At 68.3% G+C, this 13128-nt stretch carries 10 protein-coding genes and 1 pseudogene; 8 read left to right on the top strand and 3 right to left on the bottom strand.

The window, feature by feature from the left end:
* Nucleotides 1-53: 53 nt before the first annotated feature.
* Complete coding sequence (locus OG241_RS01050) at nt 54-560, top strand: SRPBCC family protein (RefSeq protein ID WP_405812908.1); 507 nt, start codon at nt 54-56, stop codon at nt 558-560.
* A 385-nt stretch (nt 561-945) separates the two neighbouring features.
* Here OG241_RS01050 and OG241_RS01055 read toward each other — a convergent pair whose 3' ends face one another.
* Nucleotides 946-1722: an NPP1 family protein gene (locus OG241_RS01055; protein ID WP_405812910.1), complete on the bottom strand. Its 777-nt coding sequence runs from the start codon at nt 1720-1722 to the stop codon at nt 946-948.
* A gap of 661 nt (nt 1723-2383) precedes the next feature.
* Between OG241_RS01055 and OG241_RS01060 the strand changes: the two genes are divergently transcribed.
* The 7 genes and pseudogenes from OG241_RS01060 to OG241_RS01090 form a co-directional block, all read left to right on the top strand.
* A complete protein-coding gene (locus OG241_RS01060) occupies nt 2384-3439 on the top strand; it encodes a LacI family DNA-binding transcriptional regulator (RefSeq protein WP_405812912.1) in 1056 nt (351 codons plus the stop codon).
* Nucleotides 3440-3619: 180 nt separating this feature from the next.
* The gene (locus OG241_RS01065) at nt 3620-4861 is read left to right on the top strand and encodes an extracellular solute-binding protein (RefSeq protein WP_405812914.1); all 1242 of its coding nucleotides are present in this window, start codon (nt 3620-3622) and stop codon (nt 4859-4861) included.
* A 19-nt stretch (nt 4862-4880) separates the two neighbouring features.
* Nucleotides 4881-5864: a carbohydrate ABC transporter permease gene (locus OG241_RS01070; RefSeq protein ID WP_405812916.1), complete on the top strand. Its 984-nt coding sequence runs from the start codon at nt 4881-4883 to the stop codon at nt 5862-5864.
* On the top strand, nt 5861-6703 hold the full coding sequence (locus OG241_RS01075; RefSeq protein ID WP_405812918.1) for a carbohydrate ABC transporter permease: 843 nt from the start codon (nt 5861-5863) through the stop codon (nt 6701-6703). The genes OG241_RS01070 and OG241_RS01075 overlap by 4 nt, the downstream gene beginning before the upstream one ends.
* A 111-nt stretch (nt 6704-6814) precedes the next feature.
* Nucleotides 6815-8644, top strand: coding sequence for an amylo-alpha-1,6-glucosidase (locus OG241_RS01080; protein WP_405812920.1), 1830 nt, complete (start codon nt 6815-6817; stop codon nt 8642-8644).
* A 1061-nt stretch (nt 8645-9705) separates the two neighbouring features.
* Nucleotides 9706-10620, top strand: coding sequence for an alpha/beta hydrolase (locus OG241_RS01085; protein ID WP_405812922.1), 915 nt, complete (start codon nt 9706-9708; stop codon nt 10618-10620).
* 68 nt (nt 10621-10688) lie between these two features.
* Nucleotides 10689-11057 (top strand): annotated as a pseudogene (locus tag OG241_RS01090) (flavodoxin family protein); the annotation flags it as partial.
* 92 nt (nt 11058-11149) lie between these two features.
* On the opposite strand, the gene OG241_RS01095 reads toward OG241_RS01090, so the two are convergent.
* Both OG241_RS01095 and OG241_RS01100 read right to left on the bottom strand, forming a co-directional pair.
* Nucleotides 11150-11794, bottom strand: coding sequence for a dihydrofolate reductase family protein (locus OG241_RS01095; RefSeq protein ID WP_405812924.1), 645 nt, complete (start codon nt 11792-11794; stop codon nt 11150-11152).
* A 129-nt stretch (nt 11795-11923) separates the two neighbouring features.
* Nucleotides 11924-12925 carry a threonine/serine dehydratase gene (locus OG241_RS01100; protein ID WP_405812926.1) on the bottom strand — a complete coding sequence of 334 codons (1002 nt, stop codon included), beginning with the start codon at nt 12923-12925 and terminating at the stop codon, nt 11924-11926.
* Nucleotides 12926-13128 lie beyond the last annotated feature (203 nt).

Here is a 13128-nt window from a genome sequence, read left to right on the forward strand (position 1 = left end):
CGTCTGAATGGGCACTTGGCTGGGAGCCGAGGCAGGACTCCCGGAGGTGTGGCGTGGCGGTACGGCATCGTTTGATCAAGGTGAGCCCGCGGACCGTGTGGTCCGTCCTCGCGGACGGCTCCCGGTATACGGAGTGGGTGGTGGGAACGTCGGAGTCCGAGCCGGTGCGGGGGCAGTGGCCGCAGGTGGGCTCGACGATCGGGTACGAGGTCCGCGTAGGCCCCCTGCGGCTCACCAACGAGACAGTGGTCCGGCATTACGTAGAGGGTTCCGAGCTGGGGCTGGAGGCGCGGGCGGGCATCCTGGGCACGGCACGGATCGCCATCGAACTCCGTCCCTGGGGAGAGCACTGCCTGGTCATAGCGGACGAGCACCCTCTCCAGGGCGCGGGCGGGCTGCTCCACAACGTCGGAGTGGACGCGCTGATCCAGCTGCGGCACCGCGCGATGCTGGCCAGGCTGGCCCGGGTCTGCGAGGCACAGCAACGGGACCGACAGCCGGCAAGCCTCCAGGCACGGCGCAGGGCGGCAGCGCATGGCGCCGACGGCGGTCATGCCTGACCCACCTGACCCAGTGGTGACCCGAGCAGGCTCCAACGGGCTGGTGGCCGCCAGTCTCCCGGCCGACGAGGGACGGACGGCGACCCCGCGGCCCAACCTGATCCACGCCCGCTTCCTTGACGCCGCTCGCGTCCTCCTCCGCTCACCCGGGCGACGGGTTCCACGGGGCTCCGGGCGCCAACGCGGCCCACGCGGCATCGCGCCGACAGCCGCTTGCCGGCCTCATTCGCGCACGGCGCGCTCTCACCCACCCCTGGAGAACGGGACCACACTCGCCCACGGCGCAACGGGCGGCACCGCGTCCCCCGGGAACCGGGGGACGGATCGGGTCTCCCCTCCGTTCAAAGGGCGTTCCATCCCCCGATCCATCCCCCAGGCCTCCCCGTCAGGCGTAAGGGTCGAACGTGATGTCGCTCGGCTTGGCCTTGTTGAGGTGGTCGGCGAACTTGGAGTCCTGCAGTGGGAAGTTCGCGTCGCCCCAGTCGGAGGCGTTCAGGGTGTCGCGCAGGTTGGACGCCAGGTTGTCCCAGGTGAGCAGGTTCTCCTGGTGCCAGGCGCCGGTGTCGTTCTCCGGGGTCTCGCCCCACTCGGCGAAGCGGAAGGCGTGGGTGCTCGCGCCGTCCTTGTGGTAAACGATCTCGACACGCTGGCCGCTCATCGGTACGTCGGCGAGCGGGTGGGTGCTGAAGCCGCCATGCCGGGAGGCCGACAGGTAGGACGGCGTGTCCGCGCCCTGTTTGGCCCAGACGACGACGCACTCCCAGTCGTGCCGGTGCCCTATGCCCGGCGAGGCCTCGTCCTTCTCGAAGTAGCTGGCGTAGATGATTCCGCACCAGCCGTTGTTGCACTTGGCCCGCGAGTAGGTGTTGGCGTGCCCGAGGTGGCTGTCGCGGCACTCGCCGGTGATCGGGCCGGTCGGCTTCAGACCGCCGTTGAGGTTGCCGCTCGGGTCGATGGCGGCGGCCGGGTAGCAGCTGTCCGTGTCGTAGTCGTACACGGGCTCGAAGTACTTCTGGAAGGTGGTCGCGTTCTCGGGCAGGTTCTGCAGGACACCTGCGGAGGCGCTGAAGGGCAGGGCGACGGTCAGGACGACAGCGCTGCCGGCGACGGCGGCAACTCTGGCGACGCGGAAGCTTCTTCCGCTGCTGGCGGCTCGGGGCAAGGGGTGCTCCAGTCTTCGGTCCGTTCATCCCGGACATGACATCCGGGTCGGGAAGGAGACTGGCAGGCCAAGCGATCATTGGAAGGGCTTTCTACCAAACACACAGGGGCTCTTGACCCAACTCGACGGCGCGGGCGGAGTCGCGAACCCCCTGCGCCACACAAGGGTGTCACCAGACGGAAGCGCGCCGCGCCACGCCGTCCAAGACGAGGAGCCGTCCGCGAGACAGGCGTCGACGGTTGGCCACACCGAGGTGATCGACCAGCCGACCCACGGCGACAACCGTGAGACGTATGCGGGCAAATTTCATCGAACCGGTTCGATGAAATCAGCACCACAGAAACCGGTCAACAATCCCCCGGCAGGAGCCCCACGCATCACCCGCGGGCCGCGTCGCCTCACGGGGGCGGGGTGTCACCGCCCACTGAACACCCCGCCTGATCCAACGACGATCAGGCACACACGCAGGCATATGAGACACCGCAGCCACCCACGCCAAGGTCTCCGGCCCGTTTCGGGAAATGCAGCGCAAGGCGTTGACACTCACCCCGGTTGCTCCTACCTTCACTTCACGCGAACCGGTTCGACGATCGACAGCCTGGCCGATTTCACCTCTCGAAATTATCGAACCGGTTCGCCCCACCTCGGCAAAGGAGCCTTCGTGAACATCGGTGAGATCGCCAAGCGTGCCGGTGTCTCCCGGAGCACCGTGTCCTACGCCCTGAGCGGGAAACGGCCGGTGTCCGAGGACACCCGCCAGAAGATCCAGCGGGTCATCGACGAGCTGGGTTATCGGCCCAACGCGAGTGCGCGGGCCCTGGCGAACGGCCGGACCAGCACCATCGGTCTGGTCTTCCCGCCGGCGGGCAACCACTACACCGGTATGCAGTTGGACTTCATCGGCAGTGTGGTGGAGGCCGCGGCGGCGTACGACTACGACGTGTTGCTCTCTCCGAGCGGGGTGGACAGCGACCGTTCGTTCCAGCGGCTGCTGGGTGAGCGGCGGGTCGACGGCGCGATCCTCATGGAGATCAGGCTCCAGGACGACCGGATCGACCACCTCACGGCGGTGGGCTTCCCCTCCGTCGCCATCGGCCGCACCGCCCGGCCCGAGGGCAGCTGGTGGGTGGGCCTGGACCACACAGCACTGGCCGCGGCCTGTGTGCACCACCTCGCCGATCTGGGTCACCGGCGGGTCGCCTTCGTCAACCGGCCCGAGCAACTGCTGCGGGCCGGCTACGAGTCGGCACACCGCGGCCTCGATGGCTTCACCAAGGCCGCGGCGGAACGTGGCCTCACCGTACGGACGTACTGCTGCGGGGACGACGCCGCCTCCGGGCTGTCCTGTCTGGAGCGGATCCTGCACGACGACCCGGAGACCACGGCGCTGGTCACCCTGAACGAGGCCGCGCTCGGCGGCCTCTACCGGGGCCTGGCCATGGCGGGCCGTCACATCCCGCGCGACTTCTCCCTCACCGGGGTCGTGGCCGGCCGCTGGGCCGAGACCGTGACCCCGCAACTCACCGCGGCCGACGTACCGGCCGAGCAACTGGGCCGACTCGCCGTCGAACTCCTGGTCCAGCAACTCGACCACCCCGACGCACCGGCCCGCTGTCACCTGCTCGAGCCGCCGATCTCATTGCGAGCCAGCACCGCGCCTGCCGGTATCAGGCCCACCGACCCGGCTCCGGGCCCCGGCAGCCCGACCCGCCCCTGATCTTCCGCCCCCGCACGAGCCCCTTCACCCTTCACCCACCGCCCACCGCGCCCCACACGCGCCACCGAGCAGCTCACTGACCGGAGTTCGGCGGTCCCGGCAGCCCCAGATCACCCCTTCTACGGCACACCTGTGCCGATCCCAGGGCACACCTGTGCCAAGAGCCGTGAGGAACCCACCATGAACCGATCTGCCAGACGGCGTCTCACCGCCGGAGTACTGACCGTCGTCGCCGTCACCGCCACATCCTGTTCCTCCGGCTCAGGCGACACTTCCGCGAAGGCCGCGGAGGGCGGCGGCACGTACACGATCTGGGACCCGTACCCGCAGTTCGACAAGACCTCGGCGTGGGCGAAGCTCCTGGACGGCTGCGGCACCGAGGCCGGGGTGAAGATCAAGCGGACCTCGTTCGACACCAGTGACCTGACGAACAAGGTGCTGCTGGCGGCGCAGCAGGACAACTCCGCGGATGTCCTGATCGTCGACAACCCGGTGGTGTCGACGCTGGCGGAGGCGGGCGTGCTGACCACGAGCGACGAGACCAAGCTGGACACCTCGAAGGTCAGCCCCAACCTCCTCGCGGCCGGCCAGTCGGGCGGGAAGACGTACGGCACGCCGATCGGCGCGAACACCCTTGCCCTGTACTACAACAAGGCGGTGTTGAAGAAGGCCGGGGTGGACATCTCCTCGGTCAAGGACTGGACATCGCTGACCGCGGCACTCGCGAAGGTCAAGGCGGCGGGCAAGAAGGGCATCACGTTCTCCGCGATCGGTACGGAGGAGGGCAGCTTCCAGTTCCTGCCCTGGTTCTGGGGCTCGGGCGCCCAGCTGACCGCGCTCGATTCCGACCAGGCCGGGTCCGCGCTGTCACTGTGGAAGAACTGGCTGGACAAGGGCTATGCACCCAACTCGGTGATCAACAACACCCAGACGACCAGCTGGCAGGAGTTCGCCGGCGGTGACTACGCGTTCAGCGAGAACGGCACCTGGCAGCTCGGCAACGCCGACAAGGCCGGCTTCGACTACGGCGTCATCCCCGTCCCCGCCGCCACGGGAGGCGACGCCGCGGCCCCGACGGGCGGTGAGTTCGTCACGATGCCGGTGCAGAGTGACACCGGCCGCTACGCCAACTCGCAGAAGCTCGTGGCCTGTCTGACCAACAGCCAGAACCTGCTCGAAACCGACACGACGCTGTCCTATGTGGCCCCCACCACCGAGGTGCAGGACAAGCAGGTGGCCGCGAACGCCGAGCTGAAGCCGTGGGTCGACGCGGTCAAGGCGGCTAAGGGACGCACCAGTGACGACCTGGGCACCAAGTACCCCAAGATCTCCGAGCAGTTGTGGAAGGCGATCCAGTCCGCGCTCAGCGGGTCGACGTCTGTGAAGGACGCGCTCGGCTCGGCGCAGTCCGCCGTCAAGTAACGAGGACTCCGGCCAGCCGATGAACCACACGACTCAGTCGCCGGACCGCTGGACGGTGCGGAGCCGGAACGGGGCGGCGACCGCCGCCCCGCCCCCGGACCACACCGCGAGCCCGCGCCGTCCCGCCTCCCAGCAGTGGGCCGCCTGGGCGTTCCTCTCCCCGGTCACCCTCTACCTCGCCCTCTTCTACGCCTATCCCCTGTACCGCAACATCGACCTGAGCCTGCGGAATTACACCGTCCGTTCCTTCGTCCAGGGTGACGCGCCGTTCACGGGCCTGAAGAACTACCGAACCGTCCTCGACGACCCGACGTTCGCCCCGGCCCTGCTGCACACCGTGGTGTTCACCGCCGTGTGCCTCGTCTTCCAGTACGCGATCGGCCTGGCACTCGCCGTCTTCTTCAACCAGCACTTCCGGCTCTCCGCGACCCTGCGCGCCCTGTTCCTCGTACCGTGGCTGCTGCCGCTGATCGTGTCGGCGTCGACCTGGTCGTGGATGCTCAACAGCGACTCCGGCATCGTCAACGCCACCCTCCACGCCGTCGGCATCGGCCCGGTGCACTGGCTGACCTCGCCCACCTGGTCACTGACCTCGGTGATCATCGCGAACATCTGGATCGGCGTCCCCTTCAACCTGGTCGTGCTCCACAGCGGCCTGCAGTCCATCCCCACCAGCCTGTACGAGGCCGCCGCCCTCGACGGTGCGAACGCGTGGCAGCGCTTCTGGCGCATCACGTTCCCGCTCCTGCGCCCGGTCTCGGCCATCACCCTGCTGCTGGGCCTCGTCTACACGCTCAAGGTCTTCGACATCATCTGGATCATGACCAAGGGCGGCCCGGCCGACTCCTCCACCACCTTCGCCACCTGGTCCTACCAGCTCGGCTTCGGCAACCTGCTGCCCGCCTTCGGCCCCGGAGCGGCCGTCGGCAACCTGCTCGTCGTCGCCGCCCTCGTCTTCGGCCTCCTCTACGTCCGGGTCCAGCGAAAGCAGGCGCTGTCATGACGAGCGCGCAGACGGCCAGCAACCGGCCCCGCCGCACCTGGGTGAAGACGGCCATCGGCGTCCTCCTCACCGCGGTCATGCTCTTCCCGGTCTACTGGATGCTCAACGTGTCCCTGACCCGCGACCAGGACATGCGCAAGAGCCCGCCCGGCCTGTTCCCCGCCCACGCCACCCTGGAGGGCTACCGGGCCGTCGTCGACCAGCAGTTGCCCTACCTCGGCACCAGCCTCGTCATCGGCCTGGGCACCGTGGCCCTGACCGTGGCGCTGGCCGCACCCGCCGGCTACGCGCTGGCCAAACTGCGCCCACGTGGCGGCGGAATCCTCAGCTTCGTCCTGCTGGCCGCCCAGATGATCCCCGGCATCATCATGGCGATGGGCTTCTACGCCATCTACCTCAGCCTCGGACTGCTCCAGTCCGTGCCCGGCCTGATCGTCGCCGACTCGACTCTGGCCGTTCCCTTCGCCGTACTCATCTTCACCGCGTTCATGTCCGGCATCCCCGGCGAACTGCTCCAGGCCGCCAAGACGGACGGCGCGGGCCCCCTGCGTACCTTCTGGTCGATCGTCCTACCGATGAGCCGCAACTCGATCGTCACCGTGTCCCTGTTCGCGTTCCTGTGGTCCTGGTCCGACTTCGTCTTCGCCAGCACCCTCGCCAATGGCGGCGCACACGAGCCGATCACCCTCGGCATCTACCACTACATCGGCAACAACAACCAGCAGTGGAACGCCATCATGGCGACCGCCGTCGTTGCTTCTCTGCCGGCCGCGGTGATCCTCGTCCTGGCCCAGCGCTACGTCGCCGCCGGCGTGACCGCGGGCGCCGTCAAGGACTGACACCGGACCGTCCGTACGCAGCCCGGCGTTCCATGTGCCGCCGTGCGAGCCCCGCCGCCCCCATCACGGCGGAACGCCGCCCCCCTCCGCTCAAGAAACGAGTGCCGCTTCATGACAGCCGCCCCGACCGGCCCGCCCTTCTCCGTCCACGACATACCCTTCAGCACGCACGGCTCCTGGTTCGGCATCTCACCCGTGCTGGCGGAGAAGACGCGGGCCGAGGACCTGCATGTCGTCTCGCACCAGAACGGCATGCACGCCGTCCTGCGCCTCATCCCCCTCGACGCGGCGACCGGCGACCGCGCCGAGACCCACGTCGAGGCGACACCGGGCCTGCTCAGCTGGACCGGCACGGGCGGACGCGTCGACCTCGCCTACGAGTCGCCGGACACCGTCCGTGTACAAGGCACCGGTCTCGGGTTCGGTATCAGCGCCGCGGCTCACGCCCTGACCCCGTTCAGCGGGACCTACTTCTACCGCGACCCGGTGGACGGCGCCCACACGTTCACCTCCTACCAGACCGGCCGCCGCTATCGGATCACCGTGCTGACCGGCACTGTTGCCGAGGTGTACGGCTCGCAGGCCCTGGGCGCCGGGGAGCGTGGTCTCACGGTCACCGCCGGGGCCGACGGATCGTGGGAAGTCGCGGTCGAGGAGCTCGACAGTGCGCGGATGCCCTACCGCTCGCGGGCGGGGTTCGGCGAGGTCATGGAGTCCGCGCGGCAGTCGTTCGCCCAGTTCGCCGACACGGTCGCGCCTTGGCGCTCGACCGCCGCTCCGGCCGCCGAACTCGCCGCGTATGTGGTGTGGTCCGCGACCGTGCGCCCGGCGGGTCTGGTCACCCGGCCCGCCGTCCTCATGTCCAAGCACTGGATGGACAAGGTGTGGAGCTGGGACCACTGCTTCAACGCCCTTGCCCTGGCCCCGAGTTGCCCCGATCTGGCCTGGGACCAGTTCTCGCTGCCCTTCGACCACCAGGACGAGAGCGGCGCGCTGCCCGACTCCGTCACCCACTCCGAGGTCCTCTACAACTTCGTCAAACCGCCCATCCACGGCTGGGCCTTCGGCCACCTGCGCAGACGGCTTCCCGAGCCGCTCACCACGGCGCGCCTGACCGAGGCGTACGACAGACTGAGCCGCTGGACGGACTTCTGGCTCACCGCGCGGCGCGCACCCGGCGCGACCCTGCCCCACTACCAGCACGGCAACGACAGCGGCTGGGACAACGCCACCACCTTCGACCCCGGACGCCTCGCCGTCACCTCCGACCTCACCGCGACGCTGATCCTCCAACTCGACGAACTGGCCCGGCTGGCCGACGAACTGGGCCTTCCCGACGACGCCCGGCGCCGCACCGAGACAGCCGACGCCCTCCAGGCGGCCCTGCTGGACGAACTGTGGGACGGCGAACGCTTCCTGAGCCGCCCGGCCGGCGGTGGGACTCCCACCAGGAGCGCCAGCCTGCTCGACCTGATGCCGATCGTGCTCGGCGACCGCCTGCCCGTCGACGTCAGCGACCGGCTGGCCGAACGGATCGAGGCCCACCTCACCGCGTACGGCCTGGCGACCGAACACCCGGGCTCCCCGCACTACGAGCCGGACGGCTACTGGCGCGGCCCAATCTGGGCTCCCGCCACCGTTCTCGTCGAGGACGGCCTGCGCCGCGCCGGGCACGAACTCCTCGCGGACGAGATCAGCGCCCGCTTCCGCGCCCTGTGCGAGACGTACGGCTTCGCCGAGAACTTCGACGCGCTCACCGGCCAGGGACTGCGCGACCGCGCCTACACCTGGACCGCCAGCAGCTATCTGCTGCTCGCCCGCGACCACCACCTCCGCGAAGCGGACGCCCAGGTCGGCGCCACCGTCGCCCGACCGCGAGCGACAACCCACCCAGACGTCCGGCACGGGGGCCGGCGCAGCAACAACCAGGCGCGTCCCTGAAGGGGCGTAAGCGACATGACAGGAACCGGGCCACGACATCGGGTCGTGGCCCTCATCGGTCACTGTGTCCGGGCGCCTCGCTCCGTCTGCCGGGGCATTGTCAGTGGTGGCAGGCAAGACGACCGGCATGACAACACCAGCTGCAGTGATCGTGGATGCCGCCGCCTACGCGCAGGCGGTCGAGGACGCGGTGAAGGCGTCGGCCGCCTACTACACGGGCGGCACCTCGGTGCTCGACGACGACGCCTACGACCGGCTGGTGCGCGGAATCGCGGGAGAACACCGCGAAGAGCGGCGCCGTCAGAGCCAGAAGCACGTTGCCCCACGTCCTGATGCGGAGCCACCACATCGCCGGCTTGTACAGGTGGGCGTAGGCCAGCAGTCGGGGCTTGCAGAAAACTCCGTCGCCGCAGGTCAGTGGGTGGCCAGGAGATCGCTCCGGAACGCACACTCATCGATTGGGAAACGCTCAGCTAATCGCTGCAGGTCAGAACGTGTGCTTGGAGCATGTCGTTGGATCCTCAGGTCGGACCGGGGCCCAGTGGCTGACCACCCTCCAACATTCCTGTACGCCGCACGGGTCCCGCCAGCACTGCGGTTCACCGAGCTCACCATGATCGCCACGAGTGAAGGGGGCCGCAGTCGACGTTCCGCGGTGCCTCCTCGCGGCGGGCACGGCAGCGAACAACGGCGTTCTCCCACGCAACCCTCGCGCGCATTCCGACCGAGTCCGGCAGTGAACCGCGGCCGCCACAGCGGAACGGGTAGCAGTGCAGTGCAGGAGCTGCGCATCCCGCGTTCGCCCCAGCAGCGTCCGGCGTACGTCCACGGCATGGCCGTCACGCCGGCGATGCCGTGGTGGCCCACCGCGCACGGGGCAGGAATACCGCGCGCCGGCTTCACACCCCCCGCGGAATGAGACGGAGAGGTGGACACCCGGGAATTCATATCCAGGGGATGATTTCTTCCCCCCATCGCGAGTGGACATCATCTCGGCACCGGCGAATCATGGTGTGCGCACCGCCGATGGGCGGATCACAGTCGAAAAAGGGGCAGGCGCCATGGTCGAGGCTGTTTCATTCAGGAACAAGGCAGTAGAGATCGCGGGACACCTCCACCTGCCGGACGACTTCGACGAAGATAAAAAATACCCGGCCCTTGTCGGAATCCATCCGGCCGGCGGTGTAAAGGAACAGACCATCGGCCAGTACGCGAAGCGGCTGGCTTCCGAGGGATTCGTGACCGTGGTCTACGACTCCTCCTACCAGGGAGAGAGCGGCGGCGAACCGCGCCTTCTGGAAGACCCGACGACCAGGGTGGAGGACGCCCGCTGCGCGGCGGACTTTCTCACCACTCTCCCGTACGTGGACACCGAGCGGATGGGCGTCTTCGGCATCTGCGCCGGTGGCGGTTACGCGCTCAGCGTGGCGCAGACCGAACGCCGTTTCAAGGCAGTCGCCACCGTCAGCGCGGCTCCGATGGGCGAGGGTTCCAGGGCCTTCCTGGGGCATACGTCTCCGGTGTCCGAGCAGATCAGGAACCTGGAGATGGCCGCTCAGCAGCGCACAGCGGAGGCGAGGGGAGCGGAGCCCGTCTACGTCCCGTTCGTCCCGGAAACGCTGGAGGAGATCGACGACAACACGCCGGACCTCCTCCGCGAGGGATACGACTACTACAGGACTCCACGTGGTCAGCATCCCCGTTCCAAGGGCCGCTTCCTGCTGACCAGCATGGACAAGATGTACGCGTTCTCGACGTTCCATCAAATCCCGGAACTGCTGACCCAGCCGCTGCTCCTCATCGCGGGGAGCAAGGCGGACACAAAGGTGTTCAGCGACCAGGCTTACGAGCTTTCCAAGGGCCCGAAGGAACTGTTCGTCGTCGACGGGGCGACTCACATCGCCATGTACGACGTTCCCGAGTACATGGATCAGGCGCTCACCAAGATGGTGAAGTTCTTCGCCGTCCTTCAGTAGAAGGCTCCCAGGGCAAACGCCCGGAGAGCCTAGCCCGCCGTAGAAATCATTCGAGGAGCACCATCACCATGTCCCATCCCGGCCACCCCACCGTCGCCATCGCCTTTCATTCGGGCTACGGCCACACGGCCGTCATCGCCGAAGCCGTGGCACGTGGTGCGGCGGGAGCGGGCGTCGAGGTCGTCTCGATCTCCGTCGACACCATTACGGACGAGCAGTGGGCACAGCTGGACGCCGCCGACGCGATCGTCTTCGGCGCCCCCACATACATGGGTACCGCCTCCGCGGCCTTCCACGCGTTCGCCGAGGCCAGCAGCAAGCGCTGGTTCTCCCACTCCTGGGTGGACAAGCTCGCCGCGGGTTTCACCAACTCCGGGGCCAAGAACGGCGACAAGTCGTCCACCCTGGGCTACTTCGCCACGATGGCCGCCCAGCACCACGTCCCTGGGCGCCCCGGGGTGAAGCCCCATGGAGCCTTTCGCCGCGAGGCGACCGCCCTCCGCACGCCACTCCCGAGCAGGCCCTGGTGTCACTTTCGCCAGAACAGGTGGTGCACCACGCCGCTCGGGCTGGGCACGACGTCCAGGTGGAAGCGGTCGAGCAGTTCGTCGGGAGACTCCCACAGGCGCAGTCCGGACCCGAACTTCACCGGCAGGACCGCCACATGCAGACTGTCGACGAGGTCGGCGTCAAGGAACTGCCGGACTGTGGAAACCCCGCCGCCGAGCCGTACGTCCTTGCCCTGGGCCGCCACCCGCGCCTGTTCGAGTACGGATTCGGGGTCACCGTCGACGAAGTGGAACGTAGTGTCGGAGAGCGTGAACGAGGGACGCTCATGGTGGGTCATGACGAACACCGGGGTGTGGAAGGGGGGTTCGTCCCCCCACCAGCCTCGCCACTCGTGGTCGTTCCAGGGTCCGCGCTGGGGCCCGAACTTGTTGCGGCCCATGATCTCGGCACCGATGTTGCGTGCCCAGTCCCGGACGACGTAGTCGTCGAGGCCGCGGCTCCCGCCGGGCTCGGTACGCCCTGGCCAGCTCGCCGTGGCACGCGCCCAGGTGAACAGCTGCTCCGGATCGACGTGCCCGAACGGGTGGTCGCGACTCTGATCGGCTCCGGCACCGATCCCGTCACTCGACACGCCGAAGTTGTGGACTCTCAGCGACTGAGCCATGTGTTCCTCCTGAAGTCGCCGACCATGATGTTGTCGATCACAGTGATATGACTGCGCGCGCCAAGAGAACTCATCGGTGTATTCGCCACCGGCCCGAAGCCGGGTTACCGGCTACCCGCCGTTTACGGGCTACCCGCCGTCCTTGCCAGTCACGATCTGTGAACGGGCAGCCGCTCCCATCCACCGGTGATAGCTGTCCACGTCGACGTTGCTGCCGCACACGATGGTGACCACATGTCGGCCGGCGAAGCGCTCGTGGTCTTCGAGGATCGCCGCGACGCCGAGCGCGGCCGACGGTTCGACGACCAGGCCCGCGTGTTCGAGGAGCATTCGCATACCGGTGATGATCGACGTCTCCTGAACCAGGACGGCGTCGTCGGCGACCAGGAGGAGGTCGTCCAGGACAACGGGGATGGGACGCCGACCGGCGACGCCGTCGGCGATGGTGTCGGTCGAGTCGGTGGTGACGACACGTCGTCCGCGCCACGAGTGTGTCATCGCGGGTGCGCCCAGAGGCTGGACGCAGATCACCTCGACTTCGGGTGCCAGGACCTTCATGACATGACCCACACCGGTGGCCAGCGCCCCGCCGCCGAGAGCGATCAGTACCGCGTCGAACGACTGTATGGAGTCCACCAGTTCCAGACCGATGGTCGCCGCACCCTCGCAGGTCTCGATGTCCAGGCTGTCTTCGACCAGGCGGATGCCGTCGTACCGCGCGATGGCCGCCGCCCGCTCGCGAGCCATCTCGTGATCGCCGTCCACCAGCTCCAGCGCGGCGCCCAACGCGCGGATGCGGTCAAGCTTGGCCGCGGTCGCGAAGCGCGACGCCACGACGGTCACGTCGAGCCCCCGGCCGCGCCCGGACCAGGCGAGGGCTTGGCCCAGGTTGCCCGCGCTGGCGCACACCGCGGCTTGTGCGCCTTCACCGGCAAGCAGGCTCGCGACCAGCTCGGTGCCACGGCCCTTGAAGCTACGGACCGGGTTCGCCGTTTCGAGCTTGATGCTCACCGTGCAGCCCAGGTCGGGCTCCAGCGCCTCACACCGGTACAGCGGAGTATCGAGAAAAACCGGATCGATCAGCCGACGAGCCGCCCTGATCCGAGCAGTGTCGAGGCGTGTCTCCCGCATGGCACAGCAGGGTAACGCCACCACCTCGCCTCCCACGGGTGAACGCCCACCGGTCTCGCTGTTTGCGAATGTCAGCGAGGCTTCGCTCATGCATGGTCTCCAACGACGACTGAGCGCTCTCGACGGCGCCCGTCTCGAACCCCCTGAAGCCGCCCAGGACGCCGGTACGCCGCCAGGCCGGTGGCCCCACCGCCGACGGCTTC

Source organism: Streptomyces sp. NBC_01390 (genome assembly GCF_045040105.1).
Classification (GTDB): domain Bacteria; phylum Actinomycetota; class Actinomycetes; order Streptomycetales; family Streptomycetaceae; genus Streptomyces.